Below are 19,709 nucleotides of genomic sequence, written 5' to 3' on the forward strand. Positions count from 1 at the left end.
GTGAAAGGGGATGGTGTCTGTGTTCGAGACCGACGACCACCAGGACCTGCGCAAGGCCGTCCGTGCCTTCGCGCTCGCCGAGGTCGCACCGCGCGTGGCCCGGATGGAGTCCAGCCAATCCGTCGACGTCGAGACCTCCGCTCTGATCGCCCAGCAGGGTTGGCTCGGAGTGACCATCCCCCGCGAGTACGGCGGCATGGGCGCCGGCCACCTCGCCAAAACGATCCTCATCGAAGAGCTGGCGCGGGTGTCGGGGGCGATGGGCGCCATGGTCCAGGCGTCCCAGCTCGGAGCCGCCAAGGTCATCCACTACGGGACCGAGGGGCAAAAACGCCTGTGGCTGCCGCGGATCGCCGCAGGTGACTGCATGCCGACGATCGCGGTGACCGAGGAAGGGTCGGGCGGCAACGTGCTGGACATGCAGGCCACCGCCCATCGCGACGGCGCCTACTGGGTGCTGAACGGCCGCAAGCAGTACGTCGGCAACTCCCACCTCGGCGGCCCGCACGGCGTGGTCGTCCGCACCGGGCCCGCCTCAGCCGGGTCCCGGTCGCTGTCGGCGTTCCTGGTCGAAGACAACCAGGTCGGACTCCACGTGCTCCCGCATCAGCCATCCCTGGGGCTGCACGGATTCTCCTTCGGTGAACTGGTCCTGAACGACGTGCGGGTCCCCGCCGACAACATGATCGGCGGCGAAGGCGACGGCCTAGACGTCGCCTACAGCTCCAGCGTCCTGTACGGACGCCCGAACCTCACTGCCGTTGCGCTCGGCATCCACCAGGCCCTGCTGGAGCAGACCGTCGCGTTCGCCAAGGAACGCCACCGCCGGAACGAGCCACTGGCCAAACTGCCCACCATCCAGCAGCGGATCGGGCAGATCAACGAGCGGGTGATGACCGCCCGCACCCTCGCCTACCAAGCAGCGCACATGCTCGACCGCGGGCAGCCCTGCGACAACGAGCTGATCAGCGCCAAGTACCGCGGCGTGGAATCGCTGATGGAATCAGTCCTGGCCGCGATGAAGATCCACGCGGCGGCCGGGCTGCGCCGCGACCGTCCCATAGAACGCATGGTCCGCGATGCCTTCCACATCGACGCGCCCGCAGGGACCGGCGACATCCAACTGCGACGCCTAGCCGAATCGGCCCTGGGCGACGGCAAGGGCCAGTGGTCACGCCGGCTGACCCACGTCACCGCGCTGCCACCCGCACACACGCAAACCAGGCCGGAGCACGCGGCCTAGCCCAGTCCGCCACGACCGTCCTCCCCGCCCGGCGCGGGGCGGGGAGGACCCCAGCCCCTCCGCCAGAGAATCAATCCGACCCATAGGGAACGCGAAGAAGTGGCCGATACGACCTCTCCCACCCCAGCAGCACAGACATCGGCGCGACAGCGCAACTTCGCTGAGGCGATGCACGCCAAGTACGTCGTCAAGGACGGCCACGCTGCCAGCAGACGAAGAATCCTGATCGTCCCCGCACTGCTCCTGGCCAGCGGCACCGGCCTGGGTATCGCAACCCGGGCCCTGCTGTCCCCCGCTTGGGCCACGGGCGTGACCGGCACCCTGGCCGTCCTGGTCGGTGCCTGGGCGGTCCTGGGTGTCTGGGTGGGTTTCCGCGCCGACCCCCTTCAAGGCGTGGACTGGGCCACGGCCGACGCCTACGAGCAGCAACTCACCACCGGCCTGTATCCGGACGCGCGCGCGGCCCTGGCTCGAGCCCAAGAGCGGATCCGCCAACGGTTCCCCGCAGCCGATCGCGTCCACGTGTACTCCCCCGACCGGCTGCCCGACCATCACTGCACCCTGGACACCACCGGCTGTGACTGCGCTCGTATGCGCCTCAACGCCGGCGTGCTGCCCAACCGGCGGCATCCAATCATCGTGGTCGGCGACCGGGTCCTGGACAAGCCCGCCGTGCTGGCCTACGTCCTGACGCACGAGACCAACCACGTCCGCCGCCCCTGGCTGCAGCTGAACCACCTGCTGGCGGTGGTCGGCCTGGCGGGCTGGCTGGGCATGGGCCTGCTCCTTCCCCTGTCCGCTCTGATGGCCGTTGCCCCAGCCGTATGGGCGGCGACGATGCTCCTGCGCTGGACTAACGAACTCGCCGCCGACACCGCCGCCCGCACCACCGGCCCCGACGCCGCCCGCGCCTTCTGGACGATGCGCCACGCCGCGCAGCCCACCCGCACGGGCTTGTCTCGGCTCACCGGTGCCATAGCCGCGTCCCTGGCACCGACGCATCCGCCGATGGCACTGCGAGCGGCTCTAGCCGACCGCATCGCCCACCGCCCTGTCCCCTGAGCCCCGCGCCGATGAAGGAGCGCCGGTGGTCGCGCATCACTCGGCCCACTTCACCAGCGCGCTCCCCCGAAGAACTGGTGTCCCCGATCCGCCCCAGAAATGAGCAACCCGCAATGTCGCAGTCCCCCCTGCTACGTGGCACGGCCGCCATAACCGTGCTGTTCGGTCCCCCCGCGGCGACGGCTCTGAACGACCTCGCAGAGATGGCCGGAGCCGACACCGATTGGCCTGGACTCCCGCTCCACGTCAACGTCTCTGCCCTCAGCCTCACCGCCGCCGGGATCTGGCTGCTGATCCGCGCCCGCCACGCCACGCATCGCGGTGCGATGGGGTGCGCGGCGGGACTCGCCATCGCCGGCGCCGTGCTGATGCCGCTCCTGGGCCAAGCCGCCGACACTGCCGCAACACTGCTCCTGGCCGGGGCGGGCGCGTGGCTATGCGCACAGATCGCTGCGGACGCCAACACGCCGCTCTGGCAAGGCCGACTGGCCTCGAAGGTCACGCGGCGCTGGGATAAGGACGCGGTCGCTGCCTGCGCCGTTGTCCTGGCCGGGCACACCATCGCGATGCTCTCCGACACCTGGATCACGCGGTTGTGCCCGGCCGTGACCAGCCAGGCCGAGCAGGCCGACGCCACCGGCCTGCACAATCCGGTTCTGTTCGCAGCCCAAGCCCTGGCCGCCGGGCTGCGGGAAGAGATCCCCTTGCTCGCGCTGCCCGCCGTGCTGATGGCCGCCGTACGCCGACCGGCCTGGCAGATCCTCCTGGCGGTGTGCGCCCAGCGCGTGGTGCCGCACGCCCACCTCGGCGCCGCGGCCCTGTCATCTGTCGCATTCGCCGCCGCGGCCTGGTGGATGTACCGGGTCACCCACCGGGTCGGCCCGATCATCATCGGGCACACGCTGTTCAACGCCCTCGCCCTCACCGGGCCGGTCGGAGCCCCAGTGCTGCTGGCAGCCCCGGTGGTGGCCACCGTACTCCTCGCCAGCGCCCCCAACGCCGCGCCCCGGTGGCTTCGAAGCAAGCCCAACACCCAGCGCCCAACGGAACCTAAAGAACTCGTGCGATGACCCCGCCGGATCCCCTCAACATCGACCCGTTCGCCGACCCTGATCCCCACAAGCGGATCGATCACCTGTTCCACCTGCGCCGCGCGACCCATCGCTGCATCATCAGGTACGGCGAAGCACTATGGGCCAGCGAGCACGCCCTCGCCGGAAGGCTCAACGCCCCACCGGCCATCGCCGCCCTCCCCGCCGACCGGCAGCCCAGAGCACTGGCGGCTGACGAGGCCGCACGATTCGCCAAGGCGAACGTGTACGGGCTGGACGAGGCGGTCACCACCGCCGCCGTGACCCTCGGCAGCCAGATGGTCAGCTACACCTCGCGCAACGCCGCGAAGGACACCTATCGAGGCCTGACTCCGATCGCAGAACCACCCACCCAAGCTGGCCTCCTTCGGTGGGCAAACGGCATTGGCTACGACGGGCTCGGCGTGCCGCTGATCGCCTGCCACTGGGGATCCATTCCGGACGGGATATGGATGGCGTGGTGGGCTGACAACCGGGTCGCCGTCGGCGACGACATCCTCCAGCGTCGCCGGCCGCGCTACCAGGCCCTGAACGTCCTGCGGGAATTTGGGCCCCTGGCCCCCACCCGCTTCGCCACCACCATCACCCCCAGACTGCCCACAGATCCATCCGGAGAGGAACCCGCCGATGACCTACCGCTCTCGCAGAACGTCCCCCCGCTCCTCGCGCTGACCGCGACAGTCCTGGCCTCGTGGGCATTGCTGACCACCCGCGGCGCGACCGGCCTCATCAAACACCCGCCCACCCTGCGCCAAGCAAGCCTCGACCGCCGAGCAGGGCTTCCACCCACTTCCGCCACCCTGGCCACCGAGCCGGTCGACGAGCAGGTCATTGAGCGGTTGGTCGGCAAGGGACGGCCGTGACCCGCGAACCGACCCCTGAAGCAGAACCAGCCCACCACGGCACTGCCGGAATCAGCATGATCGAGGCACTGGACGCCCTGGCGGGCCTGGCGGATCTTGTCCTGCAGAAGGCACGTCAATCCACCGACGCCCTCACTCTGGCACAGACCATCAAGGCGCTGGAGGCGCTCACAGCTACGGTCGAGGTGCTACACCATCTTTCGGTGGCCATGACCGGGCAGGCGACGCGGCTCCGTGACCAGGAGGCGGCCATACAGCCGGACGGACAGGCCCTGTGCGCGATGGATACGGCTCTGGTACATCTCACCCTCACCTGCGGCCAAGAGACGATGATGACGGCGCATCACCTGCTGGCGTCAGGACGCCACGAACTGCACACAGCCGCTGAGGCGAGGAACAGCAGGGAGCGCCCCGATCAGGGGCCACCGCCGCCTCCCTAGTCATCCTCGACCTCACACGGAGGCCTCGACCGGTCCGCTTTGCTGGTCACGTCCACTGGAGTGGTGTAAGAGTTGATCTACTCGCAGGCGGGCTTTGGCCAGGAACTCCAGGCCCATGTTGCGGCGGACCTCGGTCCATTCGTCGGCCTGCTCCATCGGCACGGCACCGACGAGGCGGACGATCGCGGCCCCGGTCGGGGAAGATCCCGACCACGTCGGTGCGCTGGCGGATCTCCTTGTTGAGACGTTCTTGCGGGTTGTTGGACCATATCTGCCGCGGAAACGCGATGAAGGCCAGCCCAGGTGCTCGGCCACTTCAGGGGGCTTGGCCTCCAGCGAGGCGACGACCCGGGCGTGCTAGGCGTGGACCTCTTCGGCGGCGGGCTGGTCGAAGATGGTGCGCACCAGCGTGGCCACCCACGGCCGCGCCGACTTGGGCACCCGGGGCAGCAGGTTGCTCAGGTATGGGTGTGGGCGTCGGAGGTCACCGGTTGGACGCCGGTCAGGCCCACAACGCGCTACTGTGCGCGCTGCCTGGGCGAACGCGGCCTCGCCCCGCTCACCCAACGCTGGCGCATCCTGCAACACATCACCGCCAGCCCCAGCCGAACAGGAGACATCGCCAAGGCCGCGCTCGTTCTCACCCATTTCGAACACGGCTACGTCCGGTGAATCGCTGAGATCACCTAATTAATCAATGCAACTTGCCGAAGAAATTCTGCGGGCGACTCGCGTTGGCCGCTCCCCCCGCACAGCGAGCCCGACTATCAGAATCGCGGACGGATCCGCCGGATCCAAACCAGGGCCAGCTTTGATAGACTCGAACAGCCGATCAGTCACGCCGAAGGTCGCCGTGAATCACTGGATACCTACCGAAAAAGGCAGCCACCTGCGGGCACGTAGGACCCGCGACACTGCGCCTGAGATTGCCCTCCGAAGAGCGGTGCACGCGATGGGGCTCAGGTTCCGGCTACATGTCTCCGCGCTCCCACGATGCACGCCGGACTTCGTGCTTCCTCGCTGGCGTGTGGCGGTGTTCGTTGATGGCTGTTTCTGGCACGGTTGCCCGAAGCACTCACCTCGTGAGTTCAAAGGCCCCAACGCCGACCGCTGGAAGCAGAAGATCGACACCAATCGCGCCAGAGACCGTCGAAATGACGCCGAGTTGACCGCCGCCGGGTGGCAGGTCGTTCGTATTTGGGAATGCGAGATAAAACAAAACGTCGGCGCTGCTGCGGACCGCGTCAAGTCAGCGACAGAATCACCAGACTAGAAGAGGGTGGCCTCTCTCTCCTTAGAATTCGCGTAACTACACCATTCACTGAGGGGGCACGTTGCACATCTGGGTGTGTCTCCGACAATGCAGTGAGAGGCGGCCAGACGTCGAATCGCGGCCATCCGCAGGGGTGCGGGCTTTCCGCCGCCGACCAGCCGGGCCAGCTCCACGCGCCCGTCGGTCAGCCGGTTCTTCTGGTCGGACTCGCTGTCGAAGAACCGGGCAGTCAGCCTGAGGACGGGGGCGGTGGCGAGCATGAGGTCATCGCCCAGCAGGTGGTGGAAGACACTTCGTTCCGCCGGCTTCAACCGCAGCTCGCGACCAAGTTCGTCAGGCTCATCCCAGATTTTCTGCTTCTTCACCAGGTCGAAAAGCACGGCGAGCCTGGCGGCTGCGCGCTCCGAACCCAAGGCAATGGAGACCATGTTGATCTCCCGCGTCAGGGGCTTGGTACGACCGCGCAGCGGTTCGAACGCGTGGCTGATCTCTCTTTTGTCGAGCCGATTGGTGCCGACCAATGCGACGATCGCTGCGACCGCCTGTTTCGTGTCAGTACCGGGGAACAGAAACCATTGTTTCGAACTGATCTGCTTCTCTCCCCACTCCACGAGCGCGCTGTGGAGATCCTTCCAGTGATTAGGTTCGCGGAGCTTGCCTCCCGTTGCCGGGTCCAGCGCTCGCGCAGCGGCTTCGCCGAGGCTCGGGGGGACGGCGTTGCCGATCTGACGGAACGCGTCGCTCCTTGTGCCTGCGAAACGAAACCGGTCAGGAAATGTCTGGATCCGAGCAGCCTCTCGGACAGTGAGCGTCCGGTTTTGTTCCGGATGGATGTACCAGTAGCCGTCTTTGGCGATGTGCGCGGTGATCGAGCGGCTCAGGTCCTTGCCATCCAGACGCTTGTACTTGTCGTCAAACGTGTCTGCCTTGTAACGGCGAAGGTTTTCCGGGATGGCCGAATAAAGCGTCTTGGCAGTCATCATTCTAAAGACGACCAGATCATCCGCACGCACGGGCCGGGTCATGTGATCCCAGACGAGGTCCTTGTTGTCTTCCATCCCCTCACGCATGAGTTCGAGGAACTTGGACTTGTCGTTGGGATCTCTGTAGGGCAGTTTCCGGTCACCGACTGGGTCGTTCTCGGGAAGTTCAGGGAGATCACCGATGGCGTCATGCAGGACCACGCGTTCCCCGGGCTCGGGCCACGTGAAAGCGTGGGAGTCCTTCCGTGCGAGGACGATCAGCCTCTTCCGGTGTTGGGGAACGCCGTACTGCCAGGCATCGACCAGCCGGGCCTCCGTGTAGTACCCGTCGTTTTCCAGCTTGTCGACGATGGTACGGACGACACGGAAATCGTCGCCCAACGCCATGTCGGGCACGTTCTCCATCAGCACGGCGCGGGGGGAGACCTCGCGTACGACCTCCAGGTACGCATTCCAGAGCTCCCTGCGGAGGTCCAGCGGGTCCCGTCGCCCCTCGTCGACAAGGCTTTTGATCTTGCTCCGGCCGGCTCTGCTGAACGGCTGGCACGGCGGCCCACCGGCTATCAGGTCGATCTCGGCCTTCCGGAGGAGGCCGATCAACTCGGCCCTGCCCGCGGGATCGCCCAAGTCGATGTTCAGAGCCAAGCCGGGGAAGTAAGCACGGTGTGTTTCCAGGGCGCGAGGGTCGTTGTCGACGGACATGGCGACCGTCCAGCCAGCCCGTTCAACGCCGAGGCTGAGTCCACCGGCACCGGAGAACAGGTCGACGGCCAGCCGACGGCCTGAAGCGACCTGCTGGTCGCACCAGGCGACGAAGCTCTCCTCGGTGCACGCCTCGGGATGCTGGTCCAGCCGGAGGGTATCACTGCGATGCAGTTTGACACCGTAGTACGACACCTGGCTCCCTCGTCCACTACCACCCCTCGATGGCCTCCAGGACAACACATACTCCCGGCGCCCGGCAAGTATTCTGGCGTATCTTGGCGTGTGCTCGCACCCCAACCCGCCAGGCACCCGCAGGCGCGGGGGCTGGCGCCCCGCCCCCGAATCGACGCTCCGCAGAGCATTGGCTATCGGCCGCCACCGACATTTTCGGGCCAGCCGCTGCGCGAATAGGCCCGATAAATAGCACGCAGAACCGCAGATCGTGCCGTGTTACACGGGCAACTTCTCTCGGAGAGGGATGACAGAACTGTGACGGACGGGTTCGACATAGCAGCTCCCGACCCTGCGGGCATGGTGGCATCACTGAGTTCGCTGGGCTACTCACTGGAAGCCGCTGTCGCTGATCTGGTCGACAACAGCGTGTCAGCGAGGGCGACCAACATAGAGGTCGTCTTCACATGGGCCGGTGAGAGCTCCTGGGTGGCAGTGGTCGACAACGGGAGCGGGATGTCGTTGCCGGATCTCATCACGGCGATGACGCCGGCCGCGCGTGGGCTTGGGGCCGAACGCAGTGCCGAGGACCTCGGCAGGTTCGGATTGGGCCTGAAAACCGCCTCGTTCTCCCAGGCCCGTCAGCTGACGGTCACCAGCCGACCTCCCGGCGGGGCGTGGCACACCCGTACCTGGGACCTGGACATGGTCGAGGCCAGCCGGGAGTGGCGCCTGATGCACGATGCCGACTCTGAGACCACCAGGATCCTCGGCCTTCTCCGCCAGGAGCGGGGCAGCGGGACCGTCGTGCTCTGGCGTCGACTCAACGGCTACGGAGCCGACGGGACAGACCTCGACCAGACGACCCAGAAGCAGTTCTACGACGACGCGTCCCGGGTCGAACGTCACTTGGGCATGGTGTTCGCACGCTTTCTGAGGGACGTGGATCTCCGGGTGCAGGACCAGCCCGTTGCCGCCTGGGATCCGTTTCTCACCGGTCATCTGTCCCTTCAGCGGCTGCCGCCCGAGGGCCTCTCCTGCGGGGGCAGTTCGGTCAGGGTCGAGGCGTACGTGCTGCCCAGCGCCCAGAGGCTCTCCAAGCTGGAGTATCTCGCCGCGGGCGGGCCCGGTGGATGGCTGAGGCAGCAGGGATTCTATGTCTACCGGCGGAAACGCTTGATCCTCGCCGGCGACTGGCTCGGGCTGCAGGGCATGCGTCAGGAGGAGAAGTTCAATCTGGCGCGCATCTCCATCGAGGTTCCCGCGGAGTTGGACGCGGAGTGGAGCGTTGACGTACGCAAATCCAAGGTGGTTCCGCCGGTGGCGCTCCGGCGGCACCTCAGGCGCATCGCCAGACGCACCAGGGAACAGGCCGCGGATGTGATCAGGCACCGAGGGCAGATCGCAGCGCGCAGACACGGATCGGCCTTCGTCTACCCCTGGAGGGTCGACCGCCCTGATGGACGGATCAAGTGCCGTATCAACCGGGACCATCCGCTCGTGCGTGAGGCGCTACGGACTGGTGACGAGCGGAGCAAGACCCTCAAGGCCCTGCTTAAGCTGCTGGAGGAGACCGTCCCTGTCGAGGCGCTTCGCGTGATCCATGAGGCAGACGCCGCCGACGACCCTGTGCCGTTCGCCGGCGAACCGAGCCAGGAACAGGAAGATGTGGCCCGTGCCGTCCTGGCCGCGCTGATCAACCAGGGCAAAAGTCCGCACGATGCCAAGGCCATGATCCGGAACATGGACCCGTTCAGTCGGCTCGACGGCTTCTGGAACGAGTGACCAACGACTGTCGGTGGCAGCGTCTAGCCTCGTACTGGCTGGAGTCGTCACCCGCAGAGGAAACGCATGAGCGCTACCGAGGAAGTCATCGCCAAGGCGATCCAGGTCGTCCTTGTACTGCTCCCTCGTGAGCGGCACGCGACGCCTGAGGAGGTCGAGCAGGCCGTTTCCCAGGCAGCGCCCATGTTCCCCGGGCTCGTGGCGAACACCCTGCTGCGCAGGGTGGAGGAACTCGTCTCGGTGTTCCAGGAGGTCGGCAAGGGAATCTCCGACGACGACCAGCACACGCCGTGGCTGCCGGACGCCAAGTCGAACCGGTCATGGGAGTTCTGGGAACGCTATCGCGACTACCTCGACCACTCGGTGCGCCTCCCACCCAGAGTGGTCCGCGCGCTCGACCGTTCGACCGACGACATCCTCGGCGAGTTCGAAGATCCCCAGTCGAAGGTTCCCTGGCGGCGTGCCGGGCTGGTCATCGGCCAAGTGCAGTCGGGCAAGACAGGTAACTACACCGGCCTGGCGTGCAAGGCGGCCGACGCCGGCTTCCAGATGATCATCATCCTGGCGGGCATCCACAACGACCTCCGCAGCCAGACCCAGTTGCGCATCGACCAAGGGCTGCTCGGCTTCGACACACAGTTCCAGAAGCGCTACGACGAGGACGCTTCGCGTTACATCGGCGCCGGCGCGCCGTCCCACGCCAAGCGGCTCGGGATCGGATCGGTCACCGACAGCACGGAGAAGGGGGACTTCACCAAGGCCAAGGCCCTGCAGCTGAACTTTCCACTCGGGCGCTTCCCCGTCGTCTTGGTGGTGAAGAAGCATCGAAGCATCCTGAGGAATGTTCGCCGCTGGCTGATGGAAGTCCACGGCACGCCTGATGGAACTGAGGACGGCGTGATCGTCCGGGACCTGCCCGTGCTTCTCATCGATGACGAGGCCGACCATGCGGGCATCGATGTCTCCAAAGAATCCGAGACCGACCCGTCGAAGGTCAACGGCGAGATCCGGAAGCTGCTGAAGGTGTTTGAGCAGGCGGCCTACGTCGGATACACCGCTACCCCATACGCGAACATCCTGATCGATCCCGACACCGATCACGAGACGTTCGGCCGGGATCTTTTCCCGGGCAGCTTCATCCGGGTGCTTCCGGCTCCGTCGAACTACTTCGGACCCGAGAGGGTCTTCGGCCTGACGGTCGACGATCCTGACGAGGACGACGTCGAACCACTGCCCGTGACTCGTACGGTGGACGACTGCCAGGCCTGGATGCCGGACAAGCACAAGAGCTACCACGTTGTCCCTACCGAACTCCCAGATTCTCTACGCACAGCCGTGAACGCATTCGTCCTCACCTGCGCGGCACGGCGTGCTCGAGGACAGGAGACAGAGCACAACTCGATGCTCGTGCACGTCACCCGATTCACCGCAGTGCAGAGCCAGGTCCGAGAAATCATCGAGGACCACGTCCAACTGCTCGCCGACAGCATGCGCGACCGCTACAGCGTCACCGCAGCCGAACGGCTCACCGAGCTTCGCGATCTGTGGAACACCGACTTCATGCCCACGACGAGGGCGTTTCCCGCCGACCAGGTCAAGGACGTCTCGTGGCCTGAGGTCGCCGAGCACCTGCTACCCGCCGTGCAGAAGATCCAGGTCCGGGCCATCAACGGGGCTGCAAAGGACGCGCTGGAGTACTACGAGAACCGCAAGAACGGCCTGTCCGTCATAGCGGTCGGCGGCGAGAAGTTGTCCCGGGGGTTGACGCTCGAGGGCCTGAGCGTCAGCTACTACCTACGGACCGCCAAAGCCTACGACACCCTGCTCCAGATGGGACGTTGGTTCGGGTACCGGCCGGGGTACGAGGATCTGTGCAGGCTCTACACGACCCCGGGCCTCATCGACCACTACATCGAGATCACGCAGACCACCGACGAGCTCCGCAGGGAGATCGAGGAGATGGCGGCGCTGCGGGCCAAGCCCATAGATTTCGGTCTGAAGATCAAGTCTTCCTCGCTCGGTCTCAACATCACCAGCCGCCCTAAGATGGGCTCGGGCACGCGGGTGAGGCTCAGTTACTCCGGTGACCACCCCGAGACGGTCATGTTCGATCTCAGGAACCAGCTACCGGAGAAGAACTTCGCGAACCTCGAATCGTTCGTGGGAAGGTTGGACAGTCTCGGTCCCGCTTCTCCCGACGACGGGAGCATGGTCTGGTCCAGCGTCCCCGCCGAGGAGATCGTGGGTTTCCTGGACGGCTACCAGTCGGACAAGCTCGCCCACCGTGCGCGGGCCAGCCAGATCGCCACCTACATCCGCAGGTGCGACCAGGTCGGCGAACTCGGGAACTGGACAGTGCGCTTGGTGGGCAAGTCGGCGGGAAAGCCGGTCGACATCGGCGGTCACGAGGTCGGGCTCGTCACCCGCAACCCAGTGAAAGGCACCGATCCGCTGCACGATGGCCGGTACCGGATCCGCCGTGTGATGAACCCGCCGGATGAGGCCAAGGATCTCTCCAGAGCCCAGTGGAGGACCGCGCTGGGGAACGCGCGCGTCGCCGCTGAGGGGAAGCTCGACAAGAAGGGCAATCCGGTCAAGGTGCCCACGCAGCCCCTGGACCTCTTCGTGCGGAACGTGCGCACTCCCGACCAGGGGCTCCTGCTGATCTATCCGATCGAGCAGAGCCACGAGGGAGCCGACACCGATGCGGTGCCTCTGGTCGGCTACGCCTTCAGCTTTCCCAACTCCGAGCAGTTTGAGAAGACGGAGTACTTCGTCAACGCGCCCTGGCTGAAAGAGCAGTCCCTTGGGCTCGAGGACCAGGAAGTCGAGGACGACGGGTGAGCATCACCGAAGAACACTGGCAGGAGCTTGAGACCCCGCAACACACGCCCGGCCGTTCCATGCGCCGCATCCACGCCGAGACTGCGCACGACATCTACATCGCCGTGACCTACCCGCAGCGGCGACGTATGCTCGTCCTCGACACCGACGACCGCGCCTACGAGCGCGCCGCCGCTGCCTATGGACGCCTACCCCGCACCCAGGGACTCGATCTCGCCTTCACCCGGCTGACCCGGCAGCACTACGAACTGACGATCACGCTGACCTCCGACAGCCTCAAGAACGTCTTCACCCCCCTCGTGATGGACATCGCCTGGGCCATCAGCCAGTCCCCCGACGGCATCGGCGCGGTGACCACCGCGATCAACCAGTTCGAGCGGTGGCAGACCCTGCTCAAGAGCCTCGGCGAGGACGGCCTCGGCACCGAGGCACGCAGAGGACTGTACGGCGAGTTGCTCCTGCTGAAGGACTACGTGATACCCGAACTGGGCCCCGCCAGCGGTATCCAGGGCTGGACCGGCCCCTCGGGCACCAACCAGGACTTTCAGCTCACCGACTGCGCCATCGAGGTCAAGACCACAACCGCCCGCGCGTCCTCCGAGATCACGATCGCCAACGAGCGTCAGCTCGACGGCACCGGAACCGCCGACCTGGTTTTCGCCCTCGTGGTCCTGGACGAGCGCCGCGGCGGCATGGGCACCAGCCTCAACACCATGGTGGAAAGTGTCCGAGCAGCCCTGCCAGGCCCTCCGCAGGCGGGTCTTGAAGAGCGCTTGGCCAGAATCGGTTACTTCCCCCAACACGCCAATAACTATGACGAGCCCCGGTATACCCTTCGGGAGATCAGGTTCTGGTCTGTTCACGGGGAATTTCCGCGGATTGTCGAATCCGAGCTGCGGCCGGGCGTCAGCACCTGCAGTTACCGCATCCAGACCGCCGGACTCGACGCCTACGCCATAACCAAGGACGAGGTGAGAAAGCTGATCAGAGGGAGCCATGGCTGAAACCTCACTCGAGGAGTTCGCCCACAGCCTGGTCGCCAACGTCATGGCCAGCGCGGAGGCCGAGAGCACCACCGCCCCCGAGATGTTCGCCCAGTTGATGCTCGAGGACCTTGAAGTAGCCGGCGACGTCGAGAACCACTTCCTCGCCTACTACCGATCCCACGGCATCGAGATCCACGGCTTCGGCGTCAACAACACGCTCGGTAGTCTGGACCTGTTCGTCGTCGACTTCAGCCAGTCACCCCTAATGGGGAAGCTACACAAAGCTCCGGCGGAGGCAGCGCTCAAGCGCCCCCTGCAGTTCCTTCGCAAAACGTCCGACATCCGACAGGCCGCAGACGAGGCCACCGACGTCCAAGACCTCTGCACTGGAGTCGAGAAAGCCCTCCTCGAGGCATCAAGCATCCGGGTCTTCTTGCTGACCAACTCCGTCTGCACAGTCAAGGCCCCACCTCCAGGCGTCTTCAACGAGCTCGAGGTCACGCACGAGATCTGGGATCTCGAACGGTTCCACCGCCTGGCAAGCTCCGGGGCCCAGAGCGAGCCGATCGTCGTGGAGTTCCAGCAACCCCTGCCGTGCCTCGCCGCGCCCAGAACCGGCGACTTCTCCGTCGTTCTGGGCGTCCTGCCCGGCCAGCTCCTCGCCGACCTGTACCGGGAGTACGGCACGCGTCTGTTGGAACTCAACGTCCGCTCGTTCCTCCAAACACGCGTGAAGGTCAACAGTGGAATCCGAAGAACCCTGCTTGACAAGCCCGAGTGGTTCCTCGCCTACAACAACGGCATCACCGCAACCGCCTCGGCCGTTGACTTCGTCAGGGACGCGGACGGGCAGCACGCGATCCACCGCATACACGGAGTCCAGATCGTCAACGGCGGCCAGACAACCGCCTCCATCTACTACGCCCGCACCCGCGACAAAGCGGATCTGTCCGCAGTCCACGTGCAGATGAAGCTGACCGTGCTTCAGGAGTCCCAACTTCTCGACGTCGTGCCGGAGATCTCGAAGTACTCCAACAGCCAGAACGCTGTAAGCCTGGTCGACTTCAGTTCCAACAACCCCTTCCACAGGCGCGTGGAGCAGGTCACCCGTACCCTGTGGGCCCCCGCGGCCGACGGCAGCGGTATCGAGACACGCTGGTTCTACGAACGGGCTCGGGGACAGTACACCGACGCCCAGGCCCGGGCGCGAACTCCCGCAGCCAAGAAACAGTTCAAGCTCCTCCACCCCACGAAGCAGAAGTTCACCAAGTCAGACCTTGCCAAATTCATGCACTGCTGGGAGATGCTTCCTCACTGGGTCAGCCGCGGAGCCCAGAAGAACTTCAACGAGTTCATGATCCGACTGGACACCGCAATGGCTGAGGACCGCGCACCCCGAGTGGACGTGCCATTCTGCCAGCGGTTGATTGCCAAGGCGAAGCTGTTCAAGGACATCGACAGGATCGCCTTCCAGCACGGGGCCGGCAGCCTCAAATCCTTCGTCACCGCCTACACGATGTCGTATCTGGTCCAAGCGACCAACCAGCGCTTGGACCTAGACCGCATCTGGCGCGAACAACGCATCTCCCCCGCAACGGCAGCAGCCGTCGAAACCCTGGTCGACCGCGTCATGCACGTGATCGACAACCCCAGATCCGGAAACCACTCCGGCGAATGGGCCAAGAAAGAGGACTGCTGGATCACCGTTTGCGGCATCCGTTGGAACCTCCCCGCCGATCTGGAGTCCGAACTCCTTCCCACCCCGATCGTCGACCCGGTCGGCCCAACAACCGAACTCGATGCCGAGACCGAATCCCACCCCGACGTTGCCGAGGCCTCCTCCATACCTCCCGATGAGTGGTTCGCCATCCAACGCTGGGCCAAGGAGACCAGGAACCTCCTCCCGGACCAGCGCCAACGTCTCGCCCTCGTCGGCCGACGCCTCCAAGCTTCCGAACCAATCCGGACAGGCATCGCAACAGACGCCCTCAGACTCCGCGCCAAGGCCTACGCAGCCGGCTTCAAGCTCTAACCGCGCACGTCCCTCTCTGGACGCGCGGACAGCGCTGCCGCGAGCTGGGACGATATCTCTCCGCTGATCAGCGGTCTCGCACTCGCGCAGTAGATCTACGCGGTCTACTACGTCGGGGCCGAGGGAAGCGGCGATGTCAGCACAGACGTGGCGCGTATGCGAGCCTCCCTTGAGGACAGCTTCCACGTGACCGAAGTCCACCTCCACCGGGATGGCGATGACGGGTCCCTGGCCAGTCTCAATGTAGACTTCACCGAGATGACTGTGACTGCTGGGCGCGGGGACGCCCCCATCGCCTCACTGGTCAGCGCGGCTCGGCTGCTTGCACACAGGCCCCCCGACTTTCTGCACTCGCCGGCCACAATCCAGCACCCGTCACCGCGAGCCTGGATCAGCAGCACGCATCGGAAAACTGAAGCGCTGAGAAGCCGAAACTACGTTGCCGGATAGCGTTGATACCCTCGCGTCGCGCCTCATTCACCGAGTGCTCTTGCGCGTCGGCCGCCTATTACCGCCCAGAGGGGATCACTTTCACCACCCTGAACGACCTACGCGCTGCACAAAACGACCCACGCGGAGCGATTTCCGAACTACACCGCGACCAAGTACGAGCCGCCATCGCATTCAGCGCAGCTGGCCTCGACGCATGCCTGCGCACACTGCTCCGGGACTCCCTGCCCATCCTCCTCAGCCACGACGGGCCCGCACACGGTGCCTTCACCAGTAATTTTTACGACAATCGACTCAAAGGCGAACTAACCTCGGCTATTAAGAAGGCCATCGTCGCCCTCGATCCGCGGTAGCGGACTCAGCGGATGGGATGGCGAGATTAAGTCTCCATGGTTCACAATGTGACCCGGCTCTGGCGTTGGGGAATCACCAAGGAATACCTGTTTCCATGACTAAGCGCCCAGACGAAGACGCTGGTCGCACGTATGCAAATCTGGTGTGTGCGCCGGCGGGTACGACCGAGAAGAACCCTCGGCATCTCCGCCTTCGCCGCGGCTTGTCCTTGCAGCCCCCACCACCGACCGAGAAGTCCATAGCCCTGCACCGCCATCAGGCCAGCCGTAGCTGAGTGTTCACGCTTTGAAGTTTGAACCTGCTTCCCAAAGTGAGGCCCGGCAGGTGAGGAGCGGGATTTGTTCCAATCGGGCCCCGGCCCGGAAGGCGACGATCATCAGGCGCCAACTCCGAACGAGCAACTTATCACCAGCTGTCCGCCCGCCACTGCGGAGACGGTACCCGGCGCGCCTGCACCCTTCTGTGACGTACCCCTACGAGGATGCTCACCAACCGGTTCGTCCCACCCCCGGCGCCCGCCACAATCCCGTCCCGCTTCGCCTCCCCTGACCCCGCCGCGGGGCGGGTCGTTGACTGACGTTCCGAACTCAACAGTGGTGATCGAGCCGTCGACACGGTGACCGCACCGTGGCCAACCGTCTATGCCGGTTCCGGGTGGGCTAGAGAGAAGTGTTGGGGGGCGTACCTGGATCGTATTGCCGCCTCGCACCCAGGAGGCCCCAAGGGACCCTGCTGATTGGCACGGCGCCGTGGATTTCCAGACCCGCTCAGCGGTCATCTCCCCTACTCCGGGCCGCTTGCCGCATGGTCCACCGGCGCGTCCAGCCACTCCTGGACGACGGCGAGGTCCTCCTCGGAGAACGCCGTCTCGCTGGAGTCAATGCGCTTCAGGACGCTGCGTACGAACGCTTCACGGATCTCCTCCGCAGTCGGCGGGGGATCCCGGTAGAGCGGGGAGCCGCCTCTGGCCGCGCCGTTCATGACGAACCCGATGTTTTGGCGGCTCACCCGCAGGCCGTGGTCCGCCAGTCTGTCCCGCGACCAGGCAGTGCACTCGGTCATGTTGAACGTGTGCTCGGACGCGTAGTCGGAGAGCGCACCGTAGACAGCGGGCCACCAGTCCTGGGGGAGCCGGGGCAGGTTCATCAGGTCGCCGAGACGCTCGATGGGCTCCGGCACCGGCACTTTCTGCGTGCCGCCTTCGGGCGGCTGGTGCCGGCTTCCGTCCCACAGCAAGTACTGGGACATAGTCAGGCCCGGCAGGTCCAGGCTCGACAACGCCCTGGCGAAGCCGCCGAGGCCGAACCAGTTCGGACCGATCGCAGCGGCGCCCAGTTCATCGCGCACCTGCTGCGCCAGCGACGCGAGATTGAGCGGTTCGGCAGCGCCGTTGTACTCCCGCGACACGATCGACCTGAAAGACTCGTAGGCGCCGGAACTATGGGCGGCAACGGTTCCCGGGTGTCCGGTGCCGTCGCCTTCCGACGTTATCTCTCCGCTCGAGTCGTCGTCCAGGTCGATGGATTCGCCTTGGACGAGCGCGAGCATCTGATGACCGTTGAGTACCTGGTCAGCGATCGAGGTGTACGCCTCGGCCGCGTCCAGCGGCGACATGATGAGCGTACGCCGGTCCGCGCGGCGCAGCCGTTGGAGCAGCGGCGTCATGTCGGAGTCGCCCGAGGCGATGATGAACTCCTCACACACCGGCTCCGTCAACATCGCGTCGATCGCGTCGACGACCACCCTGATGTCTGCTCCGTTCTTCGTCGCGTTGTATCGCGGGCAGTCGACAATTTCGAACCCGGCCCGCACGAACGCGGCCCGGTAGCGGGAGAAGTACCTACGCTCCGTACCCATCGGCACGTAACCGCTGGGATTCAGGTAGCACCGCAGCACGAGCCATCGCCGCCGCGCCCCAGACTCCGAGATCTCCGATAGCCGCCGCAGCCACGCCCCGGGGTCCGTCGCGAATCTCTCAGCCGCCAGCGGATCCAACTCACACAGACCGCTGAAAACATTGTCAAAGTCCAAATACAGTGCAGTCCGCATGTGATGCATGGCAGTAACCTAGCGCCACTGCATCTCCCTAGGCCATATGTGGTAACTCCTGGCCATCTTGGGCGGATGGGTTGGAGTTGTGCTTGGCGCCCGTACTGATGTAGAGACGGTAGCGCCGATGCGGATCCGGTAGAGGAGTCGCCCCGGCACGGTGCTGCAGCTTTACCGTGCGGCTGGCATCTCGTAAGCCCTCTATGCAGCGACATCAATGTCGGCCATCAAACACTTAGAGCTTCACATAATTACTGGGCTGGGGCCACATTTGGTGCCTGCAATGAACCCGAAGGTCTCACTTTTCATGCTGAGGTAGGCCTCAAGTAGAACTTCCAGAGTACTGTTTTCATTTCGAGCTTCCTGCGCTCGCTCGTGCAGCACTCTCGCGATCCGCGCAAAACGCCTGATGACGTTATCTGGCGGCCAAACAACCTTGGCTTGAGAGAAGGACCTCGCACTGAGCTCACGGGCAGCCGTGCCCTGGGCAAACTGCGACAGTTCAACGCTCCTTGAGCGGATCTCATGTAGCAACCACCAGACCTCATCGTCTCTCCGTGGCGTCAACTGGAGAACTCCGCGGCCCGCGATGACCGGTGACCGCGTGACCACGGCATACACATGACCCGATTTAGGGGCAACAAGGATCGCGCTGCGGGCTTCAGAAGGTTCGATTTTGTCTGGTGCTGCCAAGTGGGGCAAGTAGCTATTGAAGATGTCTGCGGGCGCAACAAAAGACGAATTTGCCAGTCGGCCGGTTGATCGCTGCGTAGTCCCGGCCTGAATTTCACGTAGAACGCGTCCAAAGGTCCTTCCAGTCCAACTTTTCTTGTCCGCTGCCAGGACATTAAAATGCGCGTCCGCTAGCGAGACGGCCGTCCGCGCGATCCGGTCGTTGATCTCAGACCGGCTCTCGGCGGCCTGAATCACGCGCAGTATCTCATCCCGATCACTTGATGGTGGCAGCACAACCGGCAGTTCTCGCAATGCCTTGAGCCCAAGCGTCCGCTGCACCGTGCCCACGGCTTGCGCCTCGCACCAAGAACGCACTGCGGGCATACGGAGCCAGATCCTCAACCATTGGGCGAGTTCCGGCTCAGTGCAACGGATCAGGGCCACCGACCGCGCGATGTTCCAGCCAGCGTGCTCGGGCCCGGCAACGGCAGCATCGCCGATCCGCCCTACTAGCACAACGAGCAGATCACCAGGCCAAAGAAGCGTTCGAGGATGGCGAACTTCTGCGATTTCGCGTTCAACATTGACAATGTCCGCGGTAGTAATACGACTATCGACGATGTCGCCCGCCCTGACCATCGGAATGCCTCCCGGGGTCGGCGGCCCGGGACGATTGATCCCGTATCCGATTACTTCCACGCCG

13 protein-coding genes and 1 pseudogene are annotated in these 19,709 nt (G+C 65.0%); 10 read left to right on the plus strand and 4 right to left on the minus strand.

All coding sequences use genetic code 11. The features are described from left to right. Window positions 1-10 precede the first annotated feature (10 nt). The 5 genes from IE99_RS0114790 (at window position 11) to IE99_RS0114810 (ending at window position 4,699) form a co-directional block, all read left to right on the plus strand. A complete protein-coding gene (locus tag IE99_RS0114790; RefSeq protein WP_030169949.1) occupies window positions 11-1,243 on the plus strand; it encodes an acyl-CoA dehydrogenase family protein in 1,233 nt (410 codons plus the stop codon). A 168-nt stretch (window positions 1,244-1,411) separates the two neighbouring features. Continuing rightward, the gene (locus tag IE99_RS0114795) at window positions 1,412-2,305 is read left to right on the plus strand and encodes a M56 family metallopeptidase (RefSeq protein ID WP_030169952.1); all 894 of its coding nucleotides are present in this window, start codon (window positions 1,412-1,414) and stop codon (window positions 2,303-2,305) included. Between the two features lie 113 nt (window positions 2,306-2,418). Further along, the gene (locus IE99_RS0114800) at window positions 2,419-3,375 is read left to right on the plus strand and encodes a hypothetical protein (RefSeq protein ID WP_030169954.1); all 957 of its coding nucleotides are present in this window, start codon (window positions 2,419-2,421) and stop codon (window positions 3,373-3,375) included. Further along, window positions 3,372-4,259: a hypothetical protein gene (locus IE99_RS0114805; protein ID WP_030169957.1), complete on the plus strand. Its 888-nt coding sequence runs from the start codon at window positions 3,372-3,374 to the stop codon at window positions 4,257-4,259. The genes IE99_RS0114800 and IE99_RS0114805 overlap by 4 nt, the downstream gene beginning before the upstream one ends. Before the next feature lie 56 nt (window positions 4,260-4,315). Further along, the gene (locus IE99_RS0114810) at window positions 4,316-4,699 is read left to right on the plus strand and encodes a hypothetical protein (protein WP_030169959.1); all 384 of its coding nucleotides are present in this window, start codon (window positions 4,316-4,318) and stop codon (window positions 4,697-4,699) included. A 12-nt stretch (window positions 4,700-4,711) separates the two neighbouring features. Here the strand turns inward: IE99_RS0114810 and IE99_RS33645 are convergent. Continuing rightward, window positions 4,712-5,208, minus strand: a pseudogene (locus tag IE99_RS33645) (transposase); the annotation flags it as partial. 188 nt (window positions 5,209-5,396) lie between these two features. On the opposite strand from IE99_RS33645, the gene IE99_RS31190 reads away from it, so the two are divergent. Next, window positions 5,397-5,972, plus strand: coding sequence for a very short patch repair endonuclease (locus tag IE99_RS31190; protein ID WP_084219507.1), 576 nt, complete (start codon window positions 5,397-5,399; stop codon window positions 5,970-5,972). Here IE99_RS31190 and IE99_RS0114820 read toward each other — a convergent pair. Then, window positions 5,969-7,852: a DNA cytosine methyltransferase gene (locus IE99_RS0114820; RefSeq protein ID WP_030169965.1), complete on the minus strand. Its 1,884-nt coding sequence runs from the start codon at window positions 7,850-7,852 to the stop codon at window positions 5,969-5,971. The two genes, IE99_RS31190 and IE99_RS0114820, sit on opposite strands and share 4 nt — an antisense overlap. 339 nt (window positions 7,853-8,191) lie before the next feature. Here IE99_RS0114820 and IE99_RS0114825 point away from each other — a divergent pair, with 339 nt between their 5' ends. The 4 genes from IE99_RS0114825 (at window position 8,192) to IE99_RS0114840 (ending at window position 15,478) form a co-directional block, all read left to right on the plus strand. Next, window positions 8,192-9,616, plus strand: a complete 1,425-nt coding sequence (locus IE99_RS0114825; RefSeq protein WP_051712544.1) for an ATP-binding protein — start codon at window positions 8,192-8,194, stop codon at window positions 9,614-9,616. Window positions 9,617-9,682: 66 nt separating this feature from the next. Further along, entirely contained in the window at window positions 9,683-12,460 is a 2,778-nt protein-coding gene (locus IE99_RS0114830; RefSeq protein ID WP_030169976.1) for a Z1 domain-containing protein, read from the plus strand. Beyond that, a complete protein-coding gene (locus tag IE99_RS0114835) occupies window positions 12,457-13,464 on the plus strand; it encodes a PD-(D/E)XK motif protein (RefSeq protein ID WP_030169980.1) in 1,008 nt (335 codons plus the stop codon). Before IE99_RS0114830 ends, IE99_RS0114835 begins: the two co-directional genes overlap by 4 nt. Then, on the plus strand, window positions 13,457-15,478 hold the full coding sequence (locus IE99_RS0114840; RefSeq protein WP_030169983.1) for an AIPR family protein: 2,022 nt from the start codon (window positions 13,457-13,459) through the stop codon (window positions 15,476-15,478). The genes IE99_RS0114835 and IE99_RS0114840 overlap by 8 nt, the downstream gene beginning before the upstream one ends. 1,587 nt (window positions 15,479-17,065) lie before the next feature. On the opposite strand, the gene IE99_RS0114845 is transcribed toward IE99_RS0114840, so the two are convergent. Both IE99_RS0114845 and IE99_RS31870 read right to left on the minus strand, forming a co-directional pair. Further along, the gene (locus tag IE99_RS0114845; RefSeq protein WP_245623209.1) at window positions 17,066-18,331 is read right to left on the minus strand and encodes an NYN domain-containing protein; all 1,266 of its coding nucleotides are present in this window, start codon (window positions 18,329-18,331) and stop codon (window positions 17,066-17,068) included. A gap of 243 nt (window positions 18,332-18,574) precedes the next feature. Next, entirely contained in the window at window positions 18,575-19,705 is a 1,131-nt protein-coding gene (locus IE99_RS31870) for a restriction endonuclease subunit S domain-containing protein (RefSeq protein WP_157610304.1), read from the minus strand. Window positions 19,706-19,709 lie beyond the last annotated feature (4 nt).

This window comes from Spirillospora albida, assembly GCF_000718255.1.
GTDB lineage: Bacteria > Actinomycetota > Actinomycetes > Streptosporangiales > Streptosporangiaceae > Spirillospora > Spirillospora albida.

Bases quoted from the DNA above. Each gene is read 5' to 3' on its own strand.
- IE99_RS0114790 (WP_030169949.1), top strand. From the start codon at position 11: ATGGTGTCTGTGTTCGAGACCGACGACCACCAGGACCTGCGCAAGGCC.
- IE99_RS0114795 (WP_030169952.1), top strand. From the start codon at position 1,412: ATGCACGCCAAGTACGTCGTCAAGGACGGCCACGCTGCCAGCAGACGA.
- IE99_RS0114800 (WP_030169954.1), top strand. From the start codon at position 2,419: ATGTCGCAGTCCCCCCTGCTACGTGGCACGGCCGCCATAACCGTGCTG.
- IE99_RS0114805 (WP_030169957.1), top strand. From the start codon at position 3,372: ATGACCCCGCCGGATCCCCTCAACATCGACCCGTTCGCCGACCCTGAT.
- IE99_RS0114810 (WP_030169959.1), top strand. From the start codon at position 4,316: ATGATCGAGGCACTGGACGCCCTGGCGGGCCTGGCGGATCTTGTCCTG.
- IE99_RS31190 (WP_084219507.1), top strand. From the start codon at position 5,397: ATGCAACTTGCCGAAGAAATTCTGCGGGCGACTCGCGTTGGCCGCTCC.
- IE99_RS0114825 (WP_051712544.1), top strand. From the start codon at position 8,192: ATGGTGGCATCACTGAGTTCGCTGGGCTACTCACTGGAAGCCGCTGTC.
- IE99_RS0114830 (WP_030169976.1), top strand. From the start codon at position 9,683: ATGAGCGCTACCGAGGAAGTCATCGCCAAGGCGATCCAGGTCGTCCTT.
- IE99_RS0114840 (WP_030169983.1), top strand. From the start codon at position 13,457: ATGGCTGAAACCTCACTCGAGGAGTTCGCCCACAGCCTGGTCGCCAAC.
- IE99_RS0114845 (WP_245623209.1), bottom strand. From the start codon at position 18,331: ATGCGGACTGCACTGTATTTGGACTTTGACAATGTTTTCAGCGGTCTG.